Here is a 22,016-nt window from a genome sequence, read left to right on the forward strand (position 1 = left end):
ACGGCGTGAGCCGGACCCCCTCGGGGTCCGGCTCACGCCGTGCGCGGTCCCGGTGGGCCGCCGCCGTCAGATCATGTCGTCGGCCAGGATGCTGCCCTGCGCGATCGCCATCGCCCCCAGCTGGAACCGGCTGTGCGCGCCGAAGCGTTCGGTCAGCTTCTCCGACAGCCGCCGCACCGTGCGCAGCGAGACGTCCATCTGCCGGGCGGCCGAGGCGTCGGTCAGCCCCCTGGCCCACAGCCGCAGGATGTGCTGCTCCTGGAGCGACAGCCGGCCGTGGGTGCGCGGACGGGCATCGGTCAGCGGCGTCGCCTCCTTCCACAGCTTGGCGAACAGCTCGGCGAACGCGTTGACGATCGACTCGGTGGTGCACACCAGGCCGCCCATGACGGACCGGAAGTTGCTGACCGGCACGACGACGTGCCGGCGGTCGATGAGGATCATCCACACCGGCAGCGAGGGCAGCGTCCGCACCCCGCCGACCGACTCCGTCTTCCACCGCAGGTAGTCCATGGCCGACGGGTCGCTGCGCGCGCTGTCCAGCAGGATGGAGCGCGAGCGGATCCCGCGCAGCAGCAGCGACTCGTCCACCGGCCGGCTGGCGTCGATGACGGTCTGCGACAGCCGCTCGGTCGGGCCCAGCGACAGCGTCTCCTCCTCGCAGCCGTCGGCCAGTTCGGCCACCCGCTTCCACACCGCGCTCTCGCCGGACAGCCACTCCACGCCGGGCACGTGGCCCTGCGGGCGGCTGCCGTGGGCGGCCAGCAGCCGGGCGACCTCCAGGCGGCTGTCCTCGAACTGGAGCTGGCGCCTGGCCAGATCCGCCTGCTGGCGGGCCAGCATCGCGGTCAGACCGACCTCGGGCTCCACCGGCATCCAGCCGGTGGCGGCGTCACCGGGCGCGACCAGTGACAGCTCGGACAGCTGCTCCAGCGCCCGGTTCACCGACCCGTCGCTCTCGTCCAACTGCTCGGCCAGCTTCCGTACGTCGGCGTGCGGCTGGGCAACCATCGCCAGGTAGACGCTCTTCGCCACGGAATCGAGTTCAAGAGTGGTCGGCACCTTCTTATGCTCCTGTCGTGTCGGAGGACAGCACATGGGGAAAGGACGACCGGTCGGACCGGTCGGACGGCGCGTGATTCCGCACTCCGCGCCGTCTCCGTCCGAAACCGGGACCGGCTTGAAATGCCCGCCATCAGTGAACGTGATCCGGCCAGAACGTGTGTACGTGCTGGGTACCCATGTTTGTCAGCCCTCGTGGATGAACCCGCCCAGCGGCTCTACGTGTGCCGACGGGCCGCCGTCGCCCGCCGTGTTTCCGTCGCGGCGCAGCTCCTGGCCTGGCATGGGTGTCCGGGGGGAAATATGGGTGGGCGGCACGCATGTGACGAACCGTGGCCGCCGCCAATCTGGTGTCACCAGCCGACGAGGGGACATCAGTGATGAAGACCAGAACCCACAGAACCCTGCGCACCGCCGTCATGACCGTGCTGCCGGCCGTCGCGATCCTGACCGGCCTGACCGCGATCTCGCACCCCGCGGCCTGCGACCACCACGCCAGTGCCTGCGTCGTGCGGGCCGACGGCGGCACCGGCAACGGCTGAGCGCCGCCCACCCGGGCGCACCCGCGGCGGACCCGCGGGCACCGGGTGACCCCCTCCGCGCCGCGGGAGGCCGGCCACGCGTCCGGCACCGGCGCCGCGGTACCCGCCGGACCGGTTCGCCCCCTCCCGGGCGCCCCGCGAGCGCGAGCCGCGTGAACCGGCGGCGCCGCCGCCGGCCCTGACCGATCATCCGGCCGGCACGCCGTACCGTGTGCCGGCCCGTTCCCGGCGGCAGCACCGACACCGGGGCCGGCCCACCGCCGTCCGCCCGGCTCACCGCCCGCCATCCGTCCCGTCCGCGGCCCCCATCCGGGCCCGGCGCGAAAAAGTGGGGCAGGACCACCCATGACTCCGGGCGCCCGAACCAGCACGTTGGACGGCATGCGCATCCACACTTCCCGCGAAACGGCCACGGGGGCCCAGCGGTGATCGCCGACATGTCGTGGGAGCGGGTCGACCTGTCGATGGCCGAACGGGAACTGCCCATCGCGGTGGGCGGCTCGACGGCACCCCACCGGCTGCTGGAGGCCCACCGGCACGGCGCGTTCCCCTATCCGCGCTGCCGCGGTCACGCCGCCGGGAACCCCCGCGATCCGTACACCCGCTACCTGGCCGACGGGCGGATCACCGCCTTCCCGTGCGGTGACGGCGGCGACGCCCCCGCGGTGACCTGGTGGAGTCCGGCCCGGCGCCCGGTGATCGCGGTCGGCGCGCAGCCGCCGGACGGCTGCCTGCGCGACAGCGTCGGCGACGGGCCCCGGTGGATCGTCACCTGCGGCCACGACTTCGCCGGTGTGGTCGACGCCTGCCGCGACCGGGGCGGCTCCGGCTGGATCACCGGCCCCCTGCGCTCCTCGCTCATCACCCTGCACGAGGCCGGCTGGGCGCACAGCATCGAGGTCTGGCACGGCGAACGCCTCATCGCCGGCCTGTTCGGCACCGGTATCGGCAACGTCTTCAGCGTCGACTCCGCCTTCGGCCTGGGCCCGCACGCGATCCGGGTGGCCTTCGCCGACCTCGCCCGGCGGCTGCGCGGCCGGGCGGAGCTGATCGACCTGCAGGTGCCGCGCGACTTCGCCGCCGGGCTCGACGTGCGCTCCGTCAGCCGCGAGGAGTACCTCGACGCGCTGCTGACGATCGACATGCCGCTGGTGATGCGGGCCGGCGTGCTGGCCGTCCAGCCCCTGCCGCACGGCGCGGCCGCCCCCTGACCGGCGCCGGCCGGTCCGGCAGGCCCGGGGCCGGTGCGGCGCGCGGCTCGCGCCGGGCCGGCCCGGGGTGGTGGCGGCTTCCGCCGGCGTGCTGACGGGGGTGTCGGAAAACACCGCGAATTGCCGCGAAAGGCCGGTTGCCGGACCCGGCGCGGGAATGGCGGGACATTCCGCAGCGTTGCCGGGAGGCTGCCGGTGACTTCCCCCGGGTCGCACCCGGTAGCGCGAGCGGTCGATTCCCGCGGGTGCGAAGCCCCTGACCAGGGCGGCGATCCATTGCCGTCCGATAGGGCAAGTGGAAGCGATCCCCGTTCCGTGGCGCCGAATTGGTGAACGGGCCTTCCGCGATCGATGGCCATACCACGCGATCTCGAAGACATGTACATGATCAGCGCCGAACAGGGTAGTCTGACGAGGTGCAGGTGTCCTCACCGACTGTGATCGGGCGTTCTGAAGAGCTCGGTGCCCTCCGTGAAGCGCTGGCGGGGGCACGGTCCGGGCGAGGTGGGGCGATCTTCATCGTCGCCGATGCCGGGGTGGGCAAGTCCCGCCTGATGAGGGAGTCCATCACCCGCGCCGGCGACAGCGGAATGGCCGTCCTGCGCGGCCGCGCGACCCAGGCCGGCGCCACGGTCCCCTACCGCCCGCTGACCGAGGCCCTGTTCTCCATCGTGCGCTCCGGCGCCGTACCGCACGACCCCGACCTGGCCCCCTACCGCCCCGCGCTCGGCCGGCTCATCCCCGAGTGGCGCGACCGCGCCGCCCCCTACGCCGGCGACGACTCGCCGGTCGTGCTGGCCGAGTCGGTGCTCCGGCTGCTGAGCGTCGTCGGCCGCGGCCGCGGCGCCCTGATGTGCCTGGGCGACCTGCACGACTGCGACGCCGAGACGATGGGCATCGTCGAATACCTCGTCGACAACCTCGCCGACCAGCCGGTGCTGCTGCTCGCCAGCATCCGCTCCGCGCCGTCCCCCGCCCTCAGCCTGGCGCAGTCCGGCGCCCGCAACCGCGTCGCGCAGCTGATGGAGATCGGACCGCTGAACGACACCGAGGTCGGCGAGCTCACCGCCGCCTGCCTGGGCGTCGGCGTCGCGGAACTGCCGGACGGCGTCCTGCGCTGGCTCGTGCAGAGCGCGGACGGCAACCCCTTCGTCGTCGAGGAACTGCTGCGCGGCGGTATCGACTCCGGCGCGCTCGCCCGCACCCCGGACGGCTGGCGGATGGTCGAGGGCGTACCGCGCAGCGTGCCGTCCACCGTCACCTCCAGCGTCAACGACCGCGCCCGCAGACTCGGGCCCCGCTGGCACCGCGCGCTGGAGGCCGCCGCCATCATCGGCCGGCACTTCCCGCTCGACGTCCTTCAGCGGGTCACCGGCCTGTCCGACGACGAGCTGCACACCCTGGTCAGAGCCGGCACCGAGGCACAGCTGTTACAGCCGTCGTTCAGCTCGCCCGACTGGTGCACCTTCTGCCACACCTGGACCGCCGACGCCCTCGCCAGCGGGGTCCTGCCCTCGCAACGCAAGGCACTGGCCGCCGCCGCCGCCGGCGCGGTGGAGTCGCTGTCCCCCGAACTGCCCGGAGAACTGTGCCAGTTGGCCGCCCGGCTGCGGCTGGCGGCCGGCGACGAACCGGCCGCCGGACTGCTGTACGCGATGGCCGGCCGCCGCGCGCTGGGCGCCGGCGCCGCCGCCTCCGCCGAACGCCTGCTGGACCGCGCCCTCGAACTGCTGCCGCCGCACACCCACGCCGCCCAGCGGGCCGAGGTGCTGGAGTCGCTGCTCTACGCGCTCACCGAGGCCGGCGACATCGAACAGGCGCTGCGCCGCGGCGCCGACCTCTACACCTCCACGCTGCTCGCGCCGCAGCACCGCGCGGAACTGCTGACCCGGCTGGCCTGGGTCTGCGTGGTCGGCGGCCACTGGGACAAGGCCGCCGAGCAGGTCGCCCTCGCCCGCGGCCTGCTGGCCGACACCATGTCCCCGGCCCACCTGGCACCGCTCGACGTCGTCGAGGCCCACCTGCTCACCCTCGGCGGCAGCCAGGGCGACGACCAGGCCGCCCGCGCCGAGGAACTGGCGCTGCGCGCGGTGCGGATCGCCGAGGAGATCCCGCTGCCCACCACCGCGTGCCAGGGCCGCCAGATGCTCGCCCTGCTCGCCCGGCGGCACAGCTTCGACGACGCCGACGTCCACCTGCGCCGGATGTTCACCACCGCCGAGGAACACGGCCTGCCCATCTGGCGGTTGCGGGCCCAGATACGGCTGGCGACCAACGAGCTGATGCGCACCGGTGAGCCGGCCCAGATCCTGCTCGCCCGGCAGGCCGCCCTCGCCCTCGGCGCCGTCACCGCCGGCATGCAGGCCGACGCCACCATCGCCATGCAGCAGGTCCTGTACTGCGAGTTCGACCAGGCCGAGGCGCTCGCCGACCAGCTGCTGGAGTCCACGACCCGGATGCACCAGGAGGGCGACTCCCAGTTCTGCCTGGTCATCAAGATCGCCGCCCAGGCGCACCAGGGGCGCCGCGAGGCGATGCGGACGCTGCTGGCGGAGTTCCGGCAGCGCGGCGCCGAGCAGTCCTTCCACGCGCCGGTCGTCTTCGGCCACCGCGCGATCTGCGCCCTGCTCGGCGAGGACCGGCCCGGCGCCGAGGCGGAGATGGCCCGGGTCCGCGAATGGGAACGCACCCACCCCACCATCTACTACCAGTCCGGCCGCTACGGCCTCGGCGTGCTGCTGGAAGTACTCGCCGGCCGGGCCGGCCGCGAACTGCTCGCCGAGACCGGCTCCGCGGCGGCCGCCCAACTGCGCTGGAACCTCCAGTTCGTGCTGGCCGCCGAGGCGGTCCTGCTCGGCCGGGAGAACGCGGCCCGCGCCGCCGGTACGAAGATGGCCGAGGCGCTCGCCGCCGCCGCGCCGTTCCCCATGGCCCGCCACCTGATCCTGCGCCTGGTCGCCGAGGCCGCGCTCGCCGACGGGTGGGGCGACCCGGTCGACTGGCTGCGGGCCGCGGAACAGCACTTCCACGGTCAGGACGTCGCCGCCACCGCCGGCGCCTGCCGCGCGCTGCTGCGCAAGGCCGGTGTCCGCGTCATGCAGCGCCGCGCCGGCATCGGCGCCGTACCGGCCCAGCTCGCCGCCCGGGGCGTCACCGCCCGCGAGTTCGAGGTCCTCACCCTGCTGGGCGAACGCCGCGCCAACCCGGAGATCGCGAAGCTGCTGTTCATCTCGCCGCGCACGGTGGAGAAGCACGTGGCCAGCCTGCTGAACAAGCTCGACAGCGCCGACCGCCGCGAACTGTCGGAACTGGTCACGCAGTTGTACTTGTAGCGGGGACGCGGCCTGACGTGACGTGGCCTGGACTTGCTGAACCGGGCCCCGAGCCGGGGGCCGGAGGCCGGGAGAGCGGAGGCCGGGGGAGCGGGGACCGGAGGGGCGGGCTGCGCCGATCAGGTGCGGGTGGAAGGCCGGTGGACGTCGCCCGTGGACCGTCCCCGGCGCCGCCGGCTCCCACGAGCCCCCGCCAGCCCCGCCGCCCCCGCCACCACCAGCCCCGCCCCCGGCGTCGCCGGCTGCCCCCGCCGGCCTCAGCCGACCGGGTCCGCCGTCGCGATCGGCCGTGCCGTGCCGCCGTCCGCCGGGTGGGATCCGCCGGGCGCGCCGGCGGCCGGGGCCGTACCGGCCAGCCGGGCCAGCAGGGCCGGGGTCACCCCGCGGTAGGCGGCCGGGTCGATGGGCTTGAGCCAGTGCAGGGCGCGTACCCGGGCCGGGATGTTGAGGCCGAGGTCGTCGAGCAGTTCGTCGATGTTGTGCATGGAGAACGGGATGACCTTCGTGCCGCGGCCGTGGTGCCGCCGGGTGGCGTCGTCCATGAACGCCAGGTGCGCGGCGACCGCCTGCCGCATCGCACCGGGCGGCGGCAGCGCGATCGCGCCGGCCAGGTGCGCCGCTATCCACACCGCCGCCATCTCCGCGCTCAGCGGGCTCAGCAGCGAGGAGTTGTAGCCGTTGAAGTACAGGCCCGGCACGTCGACCGGCAGGACCTGCCGGTAGAGCGTGAAGTTGCCGTCCACGTCGGTCAGTTGACGCTGTACGTCCTCGTCCAGGAACGGCACGCCCTGCCGGAAGCCGGTCGCGCAGACCACGAGGTCGGCCGGCAGCACCGTGCCGTCGTCCAGTTCGGCGCACGGCCGGCCGTCGCGGGCGGACAGCCGGGCGATGGTCCGGTCGCGCCGCACGGTGATGGACCCGTCGGCGACGCCCTCGAAGAACCCCTCGGTGGCCAGGCCCAGGGCAGTGGTGATGATGTGCTCCAGCCTGCCCCGCGGCACCAGGCCCAGCGACTTCAGCCCGAACTGGCGCACCGACACCGAACCGACCGAGTTCAGCAGCGCCCGCCGCAGCCCGTTGCCCGGGCCGTGCAGGAACTTCTCCACCCCGCGCAGCCGCGCGTACCGGAACAGCGACTCACCCAGCCGGGTGAGCAGCAGGTTCTTGAAGTTGACCACCCCGGCGATCTTGCGCGGCACCTTCCACAGCAGCTGGCGGGCGATGACGTCGGTGCTCGCGGCGACCCCGCTGACCGCCACCGTGACGTCGCAGGCCGACTTGCCGTAGCCCACCACGAGCACGTGCCGGCCGCGGGCCTGCGCCGCGTCGGTCAGCTCGCTGCCGGCGCACAGCCGCCCGCCGGCCGCCGTGAACTGCGCCCGGCCGGGGTAGTCGGGCACCGCCGGTTCGCAGAAGACGCCGTTGGCCACCACCAGGCGGTCGTACGTCTGCCCGGCCCGCTCGCCGGTGGCGTCGGTGGTCTCCAGCCTCCAGCGCCCGTCGCCGGCCGGGCGGGCCGCGGTCACCTCGGTGCCCAGCCGCAGCCGCTCGTCGAGGCCGAACGCGGTGGCGTAGCCGGCGAAGTACGCCTGGACCTGCTCGCCGTCCGGCCACTCGGGGAAGCCGGCCGGCATGGGGTGGTCCGACAGCGCGTACTGGTCCTTCGGGCTCTGCGTCGTCACCCCCGGGTAGCGCCGGCTGCGGCTCCACACCCCGCCGACGTCGGGGGTCCGGTCGTGGACCACCACGTCGTGCCCGGCCTGCGTGAGCACCTTGGCGGTCGCCAGGCCCGCGACCCCGGCGCCGATCACCGCGATCCGCACGGTCAGCCCACCTCCGGCGGCAGCTGCATCTCGATGCCGAACTCCGCCATGACCTTCTTCATCACCGAGATGTCCTTCGGCCCCGGCGGCAGGTCCGCGAGCGCCTGGTAGTACTTCTCCAGGCCGGCCGGCGAGACCACCGAGATCACGCGCGACTCCTCGCCGTAGGGGTTGCGGAACGCGTGGACCACGTCGCGCGGCAGGAACAGGTAGTCGCCGTGCTCCAGGACGAAGTCCCGTCCGCCGAGGTGGACGTCCAGCCGTCCGGCGAGGCAGATGAACGACTCGTCCTCGCGGGTGTGCAGGTGGGCCGGCGGCCCGTCGGTCTCCGGCGGGATCGTGTACTCGAACAGCGAGTACGCCTCCCGGGTCGAGGCTCCGTCGGTCTTCTTCGTGATGCCGAGCCCGATCGCCGCGATCGGGTGCCCGTCGCGCGAGGGGAGCATGTAGCCACCGCCGAGGGTCATCGTCGTCTCCTCCAGGACCGCTGCCACTGTGTGCCGAAGCCCACAGTGTGGTCCGCGCCCCGACCCCGGACCAGAGGGCTGTCCCGCTCAGCGGGACGGAAATGTCACCGCCGCGACGCCTCCGCCGGGGCCGGGAGTTCCCCCGTCGGCGACGACCTCTCGCTCAACGCCACCGGAACCCCGCCCCCTCGGCGCACCGGAGCGGACACCGTCCCCCTCAACGCCCCCGCGGCGACGACCTCCCCCTTCAACGCCTCCGTCCACGACGCCGTCCCCCTCAACGCCCCCGGAACACCGCCCCCTTCAACACTCCGGGGCTCAGCGCCGCCTGGAGTACGCCCGGCTCGCCGCCGCCGCGGCCAGCCGGACGGCCGGGCCGACGCGGTCCGGGCGGACGACGCCGGTGGGGCCGGTGACCGACAGCGCCGCCACCACGTCCCCCAGCGGTCCGAAGACCGGGGCGGCCACGCAGTTGACGCCGATGTTGCCCTCCTCACGGTCCACCGCCCAGCCGCGCTGCGGGATCGCGGCCAGCTCGCGCAGCAGCGCCACCCGGGTCGTCAGGGTGCGCGGCGTGCGCGCGGTGAGGCCGGCCGCCACGACCGCGTCCACCGTCTCGCCGCCGCAGTACGCCAGGATCGCCCGCCCCAGCCCCGAGCAGTGCGCCGGGATCATCCCGCCGACCTGGCTGAGCATCGGCATCGGACGGTGGCCGGTGATCTTCTCCACGATCAGCACCTGCGTGCCGTTCAGCACGCCCAGTTGCACCGTCGTGCGGGTCGCGCCGTGCAGGTCCTGGAGGAACGGCAGGACCGACTCGCGCAGTTCGTGCCGGATGGGCGCCAGGCCGGAGATCTCGAACAGCCGGTTGCCGATCCGGTACCGGTCGGCCGGCTTGTCCAGCCAGCCGAGCCGGATCATCCGGTCCGCGGTGCGGTGCGTCGTCGAGCGCGGCATGCCGCACCGGGCCACCAGCGCGGCGAGCGTCAGCTCGCGGTGGGTGTCGTCGAAGGCGCCCAGGATCGCCGCCGCGCGCTCCAGGCCGCCCGGCGCCACGGAACCGTCGTCCCGCTGGGCGGGACTCATCGTTGGCTCAGCGAAGTCATGGCCACGAGACTAAACCGCGTCGCCGACAGCGACCCGGGGCCGGTCCGCCCGAACACGGCGGACCCGCCCGATCCGCACGACACGCCCAGCACCTGGACGCCGGGAGGCCGTCATCAGTACGCGCAACGCACTCGTGGGCGGGGGAGGTTCCGGCATCGGCCACGCCGCCGCCGAACTGCTGGCCCGCGCCGGCCACCGCGTCGTCATCACCGGCAGACGCGCCGGCGTGCTCGACGCCGCCGCCGCCCGGCTGCGCGACGCCACCGGCGCCGACGTCGGCCACCTGGTCCACGACATCGCCGCCCCCGGCACCGCCCGGCGGCTCCTGGCGGACTTCGAGAGCCGGCACGGCACGCTCGACGTCCTGGTGCTCAACGCCGGCGGACCGCCGCCCGGCGGCATCCTCGAGGTGGCCGACGACCAGTGGCGGCAGGCGTTCGACCTGCTGCTGCTGGGCCCGCTGGCGCTGGCCCGGCTGGCGCTGCCGGGCATGGCCGCCCGCGGCTTCGGCCGGGTCGTCCTCGTCACGTCCACCGCGGTACGCCAGCCGCAGCCCGACCTGGCGGCCTCCGTCGTGCTGCGCTCCGCGGTGACCGCGGCCGCCAAGCTGCTGTCGCGGGAGTTCGCCGCGGCCGGGGTCACCGTCAACTGCGTCGCCCCCGGCGCCACCGACACCGACCGGCGCCGGCAGATCCTCACCGCCCGGGCCCGGACCGCCGGCGCCGACTACGACCTGCTCGACGCGCGCGACGCCGAGGCCGTCCCGGCCGGCCGCGCGGGCCGGCCCGAGGAGGTCGCCGCCGCCGTCGCCTTCCTCGCCTCCCCCCAGGCGGCATACGTCAACGGGACCGTGCTCACGGTCGACGGCGGAAGAACGGAGACCATCTGATGGACCAGCCCGACACCGGATTCACCCTGGCCGGATTCCTCGCGTCGATCTCGGACACCGTGCGGCCGGGCGCCGCCCGCCCGATCGTGGTGCGCGCCGGCGAACTCGAACCGCTGCCCGCCGACCAGGTGCACAACCCGACCAAGCTGTCGGTGGCCGGCCGGCTGCCCACCACGTCGTTCGAGATCTTCCGGCAGACCATCCCGGCCGGCCTCAGCTCCGACATGCAGCGCCACCACCACGAGACCGTGCACTACGTCATCTCCGGCACCGGCCACAGCGAGGTCGAGGACGACACGCAGCCGTGGTCCACCGGCGACTTCGTCTACACCCCGCCGTGGACCTGGCACCGGCACTACAACGACTCGGCCGAGGAGCCGGTGGAGTTCCTCACCATCGAAAACTCCCGGCTGCTGAACCTGCTGGGCGTCGGCCGCCGGCAGAGCGCCGGCCTGGCGACCGTGGAGGAAGCCCGCGCCCGCTTCCCGGAAGGAGACGCGTGAGCACCCCGCTGCCCGACCACATCAGCATCTGGGGCGAACTCGCCGACGTCGACCACCAGGTGCTGCACGTCGACGCCGCCGGCGTCCGCACTCGGGTGCTGCGGGCCGGCTCCGGCCCCGACCTGGTGCTGCTGCACGGCACCGGCGGCCACCTGGAGGCCTACGCCCGCGACATCGCCGGCCTCGCCGCCGACTTCCGCGTCACCGCCTACGACATGGTCGGCCACGGCTGGTCCGAACTGCCCGACCGCCCCTACACCACCGACGTGCTCGCCGACCACCTGCTCGCCGTCATGGACGCGCTGGACATCGGCGCCGCCCACCTGTCCGGCGAGTCGCTGGGCGGCTGGGTCGCCGCCTGGGCCGCCGCCCACCACCCCGAACGCGTCCGGCGGATGGTCCTCAACACCCCGGGGAACATCGCCAACAAGCCCGAGGTGATGGCCCGCATGCGCGACAGCACCATGGCGGCGGTCCGCGACCCCAGCGACCCGACCGTCCGCGCCCGGGTGGAGTTCCTCTTCCACCACAAGGAGATGGTCACCGACGAACTCGTCACCCTGCGGCGCGCCGTCTACAGCCGCCCCGGCTTCCTGCGGGCCATCACCAACACCCTCGTCCTCCAGGACCCCGAGATCCGCAAGGACTTCGCCTGGGACCCCGCCTGGGTCGGCGCCGTCACCGCGCCCACCTTGCTGCTGTGGACCGAACACGACCCCACCGGCGGGCTGGACGAGGCCGCGATGCTGCTGGAGTGGCTGCCCGACGCCCGGCTGCACGTCATCCCCGACGCCGGGCACTGGCCCCAGTGGGAGAAACCCGGCGCGTTCCTGCGCGCCCACCGGGACTTCCTGCTGAACGGAAAGGACCCGGCGTGAGCGAGATCCTCGGGTTCGTCGGCATCTCCCACTCGCCGTTCGCCACCCTGCTGCCCCCCGACGGCCCCACCCGGCCCGGCGGCGCCTTCCTGGCCGGCGCCGCGCGGGTGGCCCGGGCCGTGCGGCGGCTGGCACCGGACGCCGTCGTGGTCATCGGCCCCGACCACTTCCACGCCAACTTCTACGACGCCATGCCGCCGTTCGTCCTCGGCGTCGAAGAGGCCACCGGGTTCGGCGACTTCGGCAGCCACGCCGGTGTCCTGCCGGTCGCCGCCGAACTGGCCTGGTCCCTCCACGACGGGGTCAGCGCCGCCGGATTCGACCTGTCGCTCTCCTACGCCCTCACCGTCGACCACGGCATCGCGCAGAGCTACGAGATGCTGTGCGGCGCCGACGGACCGCCGATGGTCCCCCTCGTCGTCAACACCGCCGCCCCGCCGCTGCCCGGCCTGGAACGCTGCCTGCACCTGGGCCGGGCCCTCGGCGCCGCCCTGCGCGCCTCCGCCTACCCCGGCCGCGTCCTGGTCGTCGCCAGCGGTGGCCTGTCGCACTGGCTGCCGTCCAACGACCCGCGCGACCCCCGGCTGCCGGGCGAACGCCGCGCGTCGGTCATCCACGGCCGCAAGGACGTACGGGCCGTCGCCGCCGCCCGCGAACCCCGGGTGCGCGCCATGGGCGGCGACCCCACCGCCCGGGTCAACGCCGCCTGGGACACCTGGTTCCTCGACCGGCTCGCCGCCGCCGACCCGGCGCCCGTCGCCGCCCTCGGCGACGCCGAACTGGAGAAACGGGCCGGCAGCGGCGGCCACGAGATCCGCACCTGGCTCATCGGCCAGGCCGCCGCCGCCCGCCCGCTCGCCTGGACCTGCTACGAACCCACCCCCGAATGGATCACCGGCATGGGCATCGGCACGACCTTCGAGGTGCGCTGACATGACGACCCCCCTGACCACCGGCGCCGCCGAGGCGCTGCGCCGGCTCACCGCCGCCCGCGCCGGCCACCGGCCCTGCCCCCCGGTGCGCGACCTGCTGCCGCCGGGCGACCTGCGGGCGGCCTACGCCGTCCAGTCCGCCTGGACCGCTGCCCGTACCGCCGCCGGCGCCCGGGTCACCGGCCGCAAGATCGGCCTGACCAATCCGGCCGTACAGGCCCAACTCGGCGTCGACCAGCCCGACTTCGGTGTCCTGCTGGACGACATGGCCTGCCCCGGCGACCAGCCGGTCGACATCGGCCGCACCCTCCAGCCCAGGATCGAGGCGGAGATCGCCTTCGTGCTCTCCCGCGACCTCGACGGCCCCGGCACCGGCCCGGCCGACGTGGCCGCCGCCACCGCCCATGTCGTCGCCGCCCTGGAGATCGTCGACAGCCGGATCGCCGACTGGGACATTGGCATCGTCGACACCGTCGCCGACAACGCCTCCGCCGGGCTGTTCGTGCTCGGCGACCGGCGGCGCACCCTCGAAGGGCTCGACCTGCCGGGCTGCGCCATGACCCTGTGGCGCGGCGAGGAGATCGTCTCCACCGGCACCGGCGCCGCCTGCCTGACCGACCCGCTGGTCGCCGTCGCCTGGCTGGCGGCCACCGCCCGCGACCTCGGCGCGCCGCTGCGGGCCGGCGAGACCGTGCTGTCCGGGGCGCTCGGCCCGGTCGTGCCGGTGGCGCCCGGCGACCGCTTCCGGGCGGAGATCACCGGCGTCGGCGACGTCGCCGCACGCTTCACGGGAGGCACGCCATGAGCAGCAGGACCAAGCGCTCCACGGGAGGCACCTCATGAGCCGGACCAAGGTCGCCGTCATCGGCTCCGGCAACATCGGCACCGACCTGATGCTCAAGGTCATGCGCTGGGGCGAACACGTCGAGATGGCGGCGATGGCGGGCATCGACCCGGCCTCGGAGGGCCTGGCCCGGGCCCGCCGCCTCGGCGTGCCGACCACCGCAGACGGCGCCCGCGGCCTGCTCGCCCTGCCCGGCTTCGAGGACGTCCGGATCGTCTTCGACGCCACCTCCGCCGCCGCCCACCGGGCCAACGCCCGGCTCCTGGCGCCGCACGGGGTACGGATGGTGGACCTCACCCCGGCCGCGCTCGGCCCGTTCGTCGTCCCGGCGGTCAACCTCGAACAGCACCTGGACGCGCCCGACGTCAACATGGTCACCTGCGGCGGCCAGGCGACCATCCCGGTGGTCGCCGCGATCCGCGGCGTGACCGCGGTGCCGTACGCGGAGATCGTCGCGTCCATCGCCTCGAAGTCCGCCGGACCCGGGACCCGGGCCAACATCGACGAGTTCACCGAGACCACCGCCGCCGCCATCGAGTCGGTCGGCGGCGCGGCCCGCGGCAAGGCGGTCATCGTCCTCAACCCGGCCGAACCGCCGCTCGTCATGCGCGACACGGTGCTGTGCCTGGTCGCCGACCCCGACCACGACCTGATCACCGCCGCCGTCGAGCGGATGGTCGCCGAGGTCGCCGCCTACGTCCCCGGCTACCGGCTCAAGCAGCCGGTGCAGATCACCGCGCTGGACCAGGACGTCACCACCCTGGCCGGCGACGCCCGGGTGACCCACCGGGTCGGGGTCTTCCTGGAGGTCGAGGGCGCCGCGCAGTACCTGCCCGCCTACGCCGGAAACCTCGACATCATGACGTCGGCCGCCCTGCGCGTCGCCGAACGCATCGCGGCCCGCGGCGCGCAGGTGGCGGCATGAACCGGCGGATCTTCGTCCAGGACGTCACCCTGCGCGACGGCATGCACGCCATGCGCCACCGCATCGAGCCGGACCGCGCCGCCCGGATCGCCGCCGCCCTGGACGCGGCGGGCGTCGACGCCGTCGAGGTCGCCCACGGCGACGGCCTGGCCGGCGCCAGCCTCACCTACGGACCGGGCAGCCACCGCGACCAGGAGTGGATCGAGGCCGTCGCGGCGAGCCTGACCCGGGCCCGGCTGACCACCCTGCTGCTGCCGGGCATCGGCACGCTACGGGACCTGCGGCAGGCCTTCGCGCTCGGCGTGCGCTCGGTACGCGTGGCCACCCACTGCACCGAGGCCGACGTCGCCGCCCAGCACATCGCCACCGCGCGGGAGATGGGCCTGGACGTCAGCGGCTTCCTCATGATGAGCCACCTCGCCGCCCCCGCCGAACTCGCCCGCCAGGCCGCCCTGATGGAGTCCTACGGCGCCCACTGCGTCTACGTCACCGACTCGGCGGGACGCCTGACGGTCAACGGGGTGCGCGAACGGGTCCGCGCCTACCGCGACGTCCTCGACCCCGGCACCGAGGTCGGCGTCCACGCCCACGAGAACCTGTCGCTGTCGGTGGCCAACTCCCTCGCCGCGGTGGAGGAGGGCGCGATCCGGGTGGACGCCTCACTGGCCGGGCACGGCGCCGGCGCCGGCAACTGCCCCGTCGAGGCGTTCGCCGCCGTCGCCACGCTGGAGGGCTGGCAGCACGGCTGCGACATCCTCGCCCTCCAGGACGCCGCCGACGACCTGGTCCGCCCGCTCCAGGACCGCCCGGTGCGGGTGGACCGCGAGACCCTCACCATCGGCTTCGCCGGCGTCTACTCCAGCTTCCTGCGGCACGCCGAGACCGCCGCCGGCCAGTTCGGGGTCGACGCGCGCACCCTGCTGCGCGAGGCGGGCCGCCGCGGCCTGGTCGGCGGCCAGGAGGACATGCTCACCGACATCGCCCTGGACCTGGCGGCGGGGCGGGCCACCGGGTAGCCGGCGGGGGTGGGAACGTCGTCCTGGCCACCGGAGCGGCGAACCGGCCGGCGCGGCCCGTGCGCCGGCGCCTCAGCCGCGGGCCGCGATCAGCAGCGGCTGGCTGACGACGGCCAACAGCCCGCTGTCGTCGGCGAGTTCGGCGCGGGTGAGGCCGACCCCGTCGCCGGAGAAGTCGGTCCGGGCGTCCATGTGGACCCAAGGGCCGGCCGGGTGCCGCAGGAAGCCCACGTTGAGGGACGTCGGCATCGACAGGAAGCGGTCCAGCGGGAGGGAGAGGCTGATCCCGTTGGCGGAGTCCGCGACGACCAGGGCGCGTTGCAGCCCGGTCATGGCGGTCCCGGCGATCAGCGGCACGCGGGGCCGGGCCCAGACCGCGCCGGGGCCCGGCTCGTCCGCCGAACCCGCGGTCGTCCGCCACTCGATGGCCCGGCCGTAGCCGAAGGCGCTCATCATGGCCCCGCCGTCCGGCACCGGCGCCGGCAGCGGGGGCGCGGCGCCGTCCGGGGTCCCGGCGGCGGCGTCCGGCGCCGCGTCGACCGCGTGCTGCCAGGCCCGCGCGACGGCCACCACCTTGCCGTCGTGCGCCAGTTCGGCCTCCGCGAGCTGAACGCGCCTGCCCGGGCGCAGGACCCGGACGGCCACGCTCAGTTCACCCACCGGGATCGGCCCGAGGAAGTCGACCGACACCCGCACGATCCGCAGTCCCGGCCGGCCCGTCCGCTCCTCGATGGCCGACGCCAGCAGCGCCGACGGCGGTCCGCCGTGCTGGCTGCCCGGATCCCACGGCCCCTGGACCGCCGACGTCGAACCGTAGACGTCCTGCGACCGCCTGACGTAGAAGCCCTCGGGCAGCTGCGGCGCCCCGTCCGCCGTGCTCGTCACGCCCGTCCTCCCACGCACCTGGTCATACCGGTCCTCCCACGAAGACGGCGCCGGCCCGCAACCGCGGTCCCGCCGGCGGTGGCGTCGAATCGATCACGCCCCACCGGAATCTACCCGCCGGTCCGCGTCGCTGGTGGCCTCCGGCGGATGACGGTCGAAGGGGCCGGACGGCTGCGGAGGGGAACCGGCGTCCGGGTGTCGCCCCCGGCGAACGTGCCCACCGCACCGGGATGCCCGGGCGGGGGCCCGCCGGGGCGCCGGTGCCTCGCCGGACGAGCGTCGCGGGCCGACCCGCGGGACGCGCCCGCCGCGCGAGCCGCCCTCACCGGGCAAGCGTCCTCACCGGCAACCGCCGTCACACGGGAGCCGTCCTCACCGGCAACCGCCCTCATCGGCGAACGGCGACCGTCACGGTACGTGGTTGAACGCGTCGGGGTCCGGGCCGGTGCGGTGGTCGCGGTTGAGCGCGGTGATCGCGGCCATGTCCTCGGTGGTCAGCTCGAAGTCGAACAGGCGGAAGTTCTCCGCCATGCGCTCCGGGTTGACGGACTTCGGGAAGACGATGTCGCCGCGCTGGACGTGCCAGCGCAGCACCACCTGCGCCGCGGTGCGCTTGAGCGCATCGGCGATCCGGACGATCTCCGGGTCGTCGAGCACCAGGCCCTGCGCGATCGGCGACCACGCCTCGGTGGCGATGCCGTGCTCGGCGTCGGCCGCCCGCACGTCGTCCTGCGTGAGGTAGGGGTGCACCTCGATCTGGTTGACGGCCGGGACCACCGTGCCGGACTCGATGAGCCGGTTGAGATGGTGGGGCTGGAAGTTCGACACGCCGACCGAGCGGGCCTTGCCGGAGGCGTAGATCTTCTCCATCGCGGCCCAGGTCTCGGTGAAGTCGCCGACGCCGGGCAGCGGCCAGTGGATGAGGAACAGGTCGACGTGGTCGAACCCGAGGGCCTCCAGGGTCCCGTCGAAGGCGCGGAGCGCGTCGTCGTGGGCGTGGTACCCGTTGTTCAGCTTGCTGGTGACGAAGACGTCCCCGCGGTCCAGGCCGCTGGCGCGGATCCCCTCGCCGACCTCTTTCTCGTTGCCGTACATCTCGGCGGTGTCGATGTGCCGGTACCCGGTCTCCAGGGCCTTCAGGACCGCGTCCTTGGTCTCCTCCGGCGGGATCTGGAAGACCCCGAAACCGAGCTGCGGGATGGTGACGCCGTTGTTCAGCGTGATGTCGGGGACGGAGGTCATGCGGATTCCTCTCCGGTTGCGCCCTCGCGGGCCGCGTTGTCCCGGGCCGGTTCGCGGTGGCTCGCCCGGCCCCCGGGCGGCCCGGGTCTGCCTTTCCCCCCGGGTACCCGAGATGCCGCCGGTCACGCACGGTGCGGGTTCGCGCGGGGTCGTGCGGTGGGGGTTGCTTGGGCGGGGGTGCCGGGGCGGGGGTTGCTCGGGTGAGGGTGCCGGGGTCGGGGTGATGGCGTGGGGTGGCCCGGGTGAGGGGGCCGGGGTGGGGGTGGCCTGGGTGGTGGTGCCGGGGTGGGCCCGGCGGGGCGCAGGGTGCGCCGGGTGAGCCGTGCCGTTCGTCCCGGCTCTGTCCGGCGGAACGCGTCCGCGCGACGCGGTCTTGACGTGAGCACGGCAACCTCTTTACCGTCGCGAAAGGTCTATACCTTGGTGCGTCCGTTGTCGGGTGCGGTGGGCCGGGCCGGCGCGGCGGCCTGTCGCCGCGCGCCGTGCCCGGCCGCACCCCCCGCCCGCGGCGAACGTGCGAACCCGTCGAGGAAGGGAACCGCCTTGGACGTGCCCCGCACCACTCCCGCCGGACGCCGTGGCAGACGCGCCGCCGCAGCGATCCTCGCGGCCGGCGCCCTGCTCCTGGGACTGGCCGGCGGCTCGGCCGACGCGGCCGGCGCCGCCCCGCACCCCGCGGCGCGTCCCGCCGCGACCCCGGCGTTCAAAGTGCTCGCGTTCTACGACAGCGACGAGAACGACGCCGCCCACGCCAGCTTCGACAACGAGGCCAAGCAGTGGTTCCCGCAGGTCGCGGCGGCGAACAACTTCTCGTGGACCGCCACCGACGACTGGTCGAAGGTCAACGCCTCCACCCTGTCGCAGTACCAGGTCGTCATGTTCCTCGACGACCTCCCGCAGACGTCGGCCGAACAGACCGCGTTCCAGCAGTACATGGACAACGGCGGCGGCTGGATGGGCTTCCACGTCTCCGCCTTCAACACCGACCCGTCGACCTGGTCGTGGTACCACAACACCTTCCTGGGCACCGGCGCGTTCGTCTCCAACAGCTGGGGCCCCACGAGCGTCACGCTCAAGGTCGAGGACCCCTCGACCCCGGCCACCGCCGGCCTGCCCGCCACCATCGGCTCGTCGGTCAGCGAGTGGTACAGCTGGGCCAACGACCTGCGCAAGAACCCGGACATCGACATCCTCGCGTCCATCGACCCGTCCAGCTTCCCGGTCGGCACCGACCCCGACCAGACCTGGTACAGCGGTTACTACCCCATCGTGTGGACCAACAAGAACTACCGGATGATGTACGCCAACTTCGGGCACAACGCGATGGACTACACCGACAACACCACCTTGTCGCTGACCTTCGGCAGCGCCCAGCAGGACCAGCTCGTCCTCCAGGAACTGCTGTCGCTCGGCGGGGACTCCGCCGCGCCCGCCCCCATGCCCGCGTACTCCTCCAGCGCCTGGTACAGCCTGTCCAGCGCCGCCAGCCTCAAGTGCGCCGACGCCCGTTCGGCCGCCACCGCCAACGGCACGGCGGTCCAGCAGTACACCTGCAACGGCACCGACGCGCAGCAGTTCCAGCTCCAGCCCACCAGCGACGGCTACGTGCGCGTCAACGACCGCGCCGACAGCTCCGAGGTCCTCGACGTCACCGACGTCTCCACCGCCGACGGCGCCCCCATCCAGCTGTGGGACTACTCCGACGGCACCAACCAGCAGTGGAAGCCGGTCGCCGAGAACAGCTGGACGTACCACTTCGTCAACCGCAACAGCGGCAAGTGCCTGAGCGCCGCGAGCGACTCCACCGCCGACAGCGTCCAGCTGGTCCAGGCCACCTGCGACGGCAGCACCCTCCAGTCCTTCCGCCTCCAGCCCGCCGCCTGAACCGTCCCGCCCGGCCCGCTGTCCGCACCGGCGACAGCGGGCCCGCGGCGAACGCGTCCGTCCTGCGGGGCCCGTCCGGCGCGTCCGTTCCGTGAGTTCGTCCCGGGAGTCCGTCCGGCGCGTCGTTCGCCGGCGCGTTCGTCCCGTGAACCCGTCCCGTGAACCCGTCCCGTGAATCCGTCCCGTGAATCCGTCCTACGAAGGAGAATGTCCGTGGGTACCGTACGCATGCTGTTACGAAGATCGTTCCAAATGGCGACCGTCGCCGCGCTGGCCTTCCTCGCGTTCGCCGTCCCCGGCGCCACCGCGGCGCAGGCGGCGGTCCCGGCCGTTCCCCACACCGCGGTCCCGGCCGTAGCGCACTCCGTGGCCCCGGCGTTGACGACCGTGTGCGCCAACCAGCCGTTCCCGGCCGGCTACATCGTGACCGCGGCGGCCACCACCGGCCTGTCCAGCCCCTGCCAGGGGTTCCTCCAGTACACGATCGCGCTCCCGACGAACGGCGCCCACGCCTGTGCCGTCGGCGCGGCCGAGATCCCGGCCGGCTGGGTCATCACCGGTTCCAGCGTCGTCGCGCAGCCGCAGTGCGCCGGCGAGTACGCCACCGACACCATCAACCAGCCCTACAACGGGATCCAGGCCTGCCTGGGCTCCACCTTCCCGTCGCCCTACGTGCTCACCGCGATCACGTCCGGGAACTACGCACCGTGCGACGGCCAGGCGATGACCCTCACCCAGCAGTACGCGGGCATCGTGGCCTGCGCCAACACGGCGGTGTGGACCGACTGGGTTGTCACGGCCGTCAGCAGCGGCTCCGCCTGCGCCGGTTACGGCCTGGAGACGCTCGACCCGGCGTACGACGGCATCGTCGCCTGCGGCCAGGGCCCGAACCCGGCCGGCTACGTGATCACCGAGAACTGGACCACCTCCAACGGCTGCGGCCTGGACCAGGGGCTGAAGTACAACCTCCCCTACAACGGCATCCACGCCTGCGGCGACTCGACGCTGCCCACCGGCTGGTACGTCACCTCGACCTACGCCGACAGCCTCTGCGGCCTCTTCCAGGGCGAGACGCTCCAGTCGTAGCGCTCCGCCCGGACGGTCTTCCGCCCAGGCGTGAACCCCGCCGGCCCCCGGGTGGATTCCAGGGGTCGGCGGGGCACACGCGTCGGATCAGCGGGACCCGCGCATCACCGGTGGCGGGTGCCCCAGCTCTTGCTGGCGACGACGTGGCCGGCCGCGTCGCGCAGGATCGCGGTGTCGTGGGCGTCCCAGATGCTGCCGCGGGAGTCCTGGTAGAGGTCGCGCGTGGTGTTGCGGCCGGTGCCGGTGTGGACGCGGACCGACTGGCGGGCGCCCAGGACGACATGGCCGAACCGGTAGGTGTGCCGCGCGCTGTCCGACAACGTCCAGCGGCTCAGATCGACCCGCCCGCGTCCGTTGTTGGTGACGGTCACCCATTCGTTGTCCAGGGCCCGGTCACCCCGGCCCGGGGCGTTGTACTGGACCTGGCTGATGACCACCTGCGGGCGTGAGACCGGGCGGTGGCCGGCGGCACCGGCCGGGACGGCGGCGGCGCCGGTGATCGTGAGAGCGGCGAGAGCGGCGGCGGCCAGGCGGGTCGTACGGAACATGTGGACCTCGTTCGTGGTGCGGGCACCCGGTGCGGTGCCGGTGACGCGGACCGGCGGTTGCCGGTGGGATCACTGTGCTCCGAGAACCGGTAGGTTTGCGTCCAAAGCGACTTTTGTTGCCTAATGCGGATAATCACGACACGCGACGATCGCCGGCGCGGGCGCCCCGGCGCGAAGTCGCGGTCCTCGGCGGTCGGTGTGCGCCCTTGACCGCTGCCCTGTCGCGTGGGGTGCCGTGCCGTGCCTTGGCGGGGCGGGGCGGGGCGGGGCGGTGGCGGAGCGGGACGGTGAGGTGCCTGGACGGCGCCGGGTTCCGCCCTGATGGGACCGGGGGGCTCAGGGCAGGCGCTCGCGGAGCGTCGCCGCGAATTCCTCCGCGCGCGGGAGTTGTTCGCGCAGGTCGGCCACGCGCTGCCGCGCGGCTTCCTCGAAACCGCCGATCCGCTGGAGGTGTTCGTCCCGTTCGCCGGTGGGGACCGGTGCACCGCCGTCCAGCCGGTCGGTGGCCTCCAGCAGCGCGCGCGTCTCCTCCGGGGTGAAGCCGAGCGGCTTCATGCGGCGGGTGACCATCAGGCGGGCGACGTCGGCGCGGGTGTCGAGGCGGCAGCCCCCCTGCGAGCGGGCGGACGGGATGACCAGCCCGGTCTCCTCGTAGTGCCTGATGGTGCGCAGGGACAACTCGGTCCGCGCGGCGACCTCGCCGATCTGCATGTGCTTGCCGTCCTCGGCCGTGGTCACGGTCCTTCGCCCTTCCGTGGTGGGGCCGCACCCGCGCGATCCCCGGCGCCGCCCTCCACGGCAGACTCAGCGGTGAACTCACCGGCCACCACTGACGCGCGT

20 protein-coding genes are annotated in these 22,016 nt (G+C 73.9%); 12 read left to right on the forward strand and 8 right to left on the reverse strand.

From position 1 onward, the window contains the following. Nucleotides 1–66 precede the first annotated feature (66 nt). The gene (locus POF43_RS05750; protein ID WP_271322602.1) at nt 67–1,062 is read right to left on the reverse strand and encodes a LuxR C-terminal-related transcriptional regulator; all 996 of its coding nucleotides are present in this window, start codon (nt 1,060–1,062) and stop codon (nt 67–69) included. A gap of 380 nt (nt 1,063–1,442) precedes the next feature. Here POF43_RS05750 and POF43_RS05755 point away from each other — a divergent pair, with 380 nt between their 5' ends. The 3 genes from POF43_RS05755 (at nt 1,443) to POF43_RS34770 (ending at nt 6,147) form a co-directional block, all read left to right on the forward strand. Continuing rightward, entirely contained in the window at nt 1,443–1,604 is a 162-nt protein-coding gene (locus POF43_RS05755; RefSeq protein WP_271313297.1) for a hypothetical protein, read from the forward strand. A 425-nt stretch (nt 1,605–2,029) separates the two neighbouring features. Continuing rightward, the gene (locus tag POF43_RS05760) at nt 2,030–2,815 is read left to right on the forward strand and encodes a leucyl/phenylalanyl-tRNA--protein transferase (RefSeq protein WP_271313296.1); all 786 of its coding nucleotides are present in this window, start codon (nt 2,030–2,032) and stop codon (nt 2,813–2,815) included. Nucleotides 2,816–3,252: 437 nt separating this feature from the next. Next, nucleotides 3,253–6,147 carry a helix-turn-helix transcriptional regulator gene (locus POF43_RS34770; RefSeq protein WP_282704446.1) on the forward strand — a complete coding sequence of 965 codons (2,895 nt, stop codon included), beginning with the start codon at nt 3,253–3,255 and terminating at the stop codon, nt 6,145–6,147. 257 nt (nt 6,148–6,404) lie between these two features. Here the strand turns inward: POF43_RS34770 and POF43_RS05770 are convergent, their stop codons facing one another. The 3 genes from POF43_RS05770 to POF43_RS05780 form a co-directional block, all read right to left on the reverse strand. Then, nucleotides 6,405–7,970 (reverse strand): flavin-containing monooxygenase, encoded by a 1,566-nt coding sequence (locus POF43_RS05770; protein WP_271324962.1) that lies wholly within the window; start codon nt 7,968–7,970, stop codon nt 6,405–6,407. A 2-nt stretch (nt 7,971–7,972) separates the two neighbouring features. After that, the gene (locus POF43_RS05775) at nt 7,973–8,437 is read right to left on the reverse strand and encodes a cupin domain-containing protein (RefSeq protein ID WP_271324963.1); all 465 of its coding nucleotides are present in this window, start codon (nt 8,435–8,437) and stop codon (nt 7,973–7,975) included. 318 nt (nt 8,438–8,755) lie between these two features. Further along, complete coding sequence (locus POF43_RS05780) at nt 8,756–9,523, reverse strand: IclR family transcriptional regulator (RefSeq protein ID WP_271324646.1); 768 nt, start codon at nt 9,521–9,523, stop codon at nt 8,756–8,758. Between the two features lie 154 nt (nt 9,524–9,677). Here POF43_RS05780 and POF43_RS05785 point away from each other — a divergent pair, with 154 nt between their 5' ends. From POF43_RS05785 to dmpG, 7 genes are read left to right on the forward strand one after another with little or no spacing between them, the layout of a single operon-like run. Continuing rightward, complete coding sequence (locus tag POF43_RS05785; protein WP_271324645.1) at nt 9,678–10,433, forward strand: SDR family oxidoreductase; 756 nt, start codon at nt 9,678–9,680, stop codon at nt 10,431–10,433. After that, entirely contained in the window at nt 10,433–10,936 is a 504-nt protein-coding gene (locus tag POF43_RS05790; RefSeq protein WP_271316645.1) for a cupin domain-containing protein, read from the forward strand. The genes POF43_RS05785 and POF43_RS05790 overlap by 1 nt, the downstream gene beginning before the upstream one ends. Next, nucleotides 10,933–11,814: an alpha/beta fold hydrolase gene (locus POF43_RS05795; protein ID WP_271316646.1), complete on the forward strand. Its 882-nt coding sequence runs from the start codon at nt 10,933–10,935 to the stop codon at nt 11,812–11,814. The genes POF43_RS05790 and POF43_RS05795 overlap by 4 nt, the downstream gene beginning before the upstream one ends. Further along, nucleotides 11,811–12,746, forward strand: coding sequence for a DODA-type extradiol aromatic ring-opening family dioxygenase (locus POF43_RS05800; protein WP_271324644.1), 936 nt, complete (start codon nt 11,811–11,813; stop codon nt 12,744–12,746). The genes POF43_RS05795 and POF43_RS05800 overlap by 4 nt, the downstream gene beginning before the upstream one ends. A 1-nt stretch (nt 12,747) precedes the next feature. Next, on the forward strand, nt 12,748–13,551 hold the full coding sequence (locus POF43_RS05805; protein ID WP_271324643.1) for a 2-keto-4-pentenoate hydratase: 804 nt from the start codon (nt 12,748–12,750) through the stop codon (nt 13,549–13,551). Nucleotides 13,552–13,585: 34 nt separating this feature from the next. Then, complete coding sequence (locus tag POF43_RS05810) at nt 13,586–14,515, forward strand: acetaldehyde dehydrogenase (acetylating) (RefSeq protein WP_271316649.1); 930 nt, start codon at nt 13,586–13,588, stop codon at nt 14,513–14,515. After that, nucleotides 14,512–15,531, forward strand: coding sequence for a 4-hydroxy-2-oxovalerate aldolase (gene dmpG / locus POF43_RS05815; RefSeq protein ID WP_271316650.1), 1,020 nt, complete (start codon nt 14,512–14,514; stop codon nt 15,529–15,531). The genes POF43_RS05810 and dmpG overlap by 4 nt, the downstream gene beginning before the upstream one ends. Nucleotides 15,532–15,603: 72 nt before the next feature. Here the strand turns inward: dmpG and POF43_RS05820 are convergent, their stop codons facing one another. Together POF43_RS05820 and POF43_RS05825 are read right to left on the reverse strand one after the other, a co-directional pair. Beyond that, entirely contained in the window at nt 15,604–16,416 is an 813-nt protein-coding gene (locus POF43_RS05820; RefSeq protein WP_271325744.1) for a thioesterase family protein, read from the reverse strand. Nucleotides 16,417–16,824: 408 nt separating this feature from the next. Continuing rightward, a complete protein-coding gene (locus tag POF43_RS05825) occupies nt 16,825–17,658 on the reverse strand; it encodes an aldo/keto reductase (RefSeq protein WP_271318349.1) in 834 nt (277 codons plus the stop codon). A 543-nt stretch (nt 17,659–18,201) separates the two neighbouring features. Between POF43_RS05825 and POF43_RS05830 the strand changes: the two genes are divergently transcribed. Together POF43_RS05830 and POF43_RS05835 are read left to right on the forward strand one after the other, a co-directional pair. Further along, a complete protein-coding gene (locus POF43_RS05830) occupies nt 18,202–19,542 on the forward strand; it encodes a ThuA domain-containing protein (RefSeq protein ID WP_372515856.1) in 1,341 nt (446 codons plus the stop codon). A gap of 213 nt (nt 19,543–19,755) precedes the next feature. Beyond that, nucleotides 19,756–20,628: a hypothetical protein gene (locus POF43_RS05835; RefSeq protein WP_271325428.1), complete on the forward strand. Its 873-nt coding sequence runs from the start codon at nt 19,756–19,758 to the stop codon at nt 20,626–20,628. A 104-nt stretch (nt 20,629–20,732) separates the two neighbouring features. Here POF43_RS05835 and POF43_RS05840 read toward each other — a convergent pair whose 3' ends face one another. Both POF43_RS05840 and POF43_RS05845 read right to left on the reverse strand, forming a co-directional pair. Then, a complete protein-coding gene (locus POF43_RS05840) occupies nt 20,733–21,176 on the reverse strand; it encodes a lamin tail domain-containing protein (protein ID WP_271317949.1) in 444 nt (147 codons plus the stop codon). Between the two features lie 336 nt (nt 21,177–21,512). After that, nucleotides 21,513–21,887, reverse strand: a complete 375-nt coding sequence (locus POF43_RS05845; protein ID WP_271326045.1) for a MerR family transcriptional regulator — start codon at nt 21,885–21,887, stop codon at nt 21,513–21,515. Nucleotides 21,888–22,016 lie beyond the last annotated feature (129 nt).

Source organism: Streptantibioticus silvisoli, assembly GCF_027947535.2.
GTDB lineage: Bacteria > Actinomycetota > Actinomycetes > Streptomycetales > Streptomycetaceae > Streptantibioticus_C > Streptantibioticus_C silvisoli.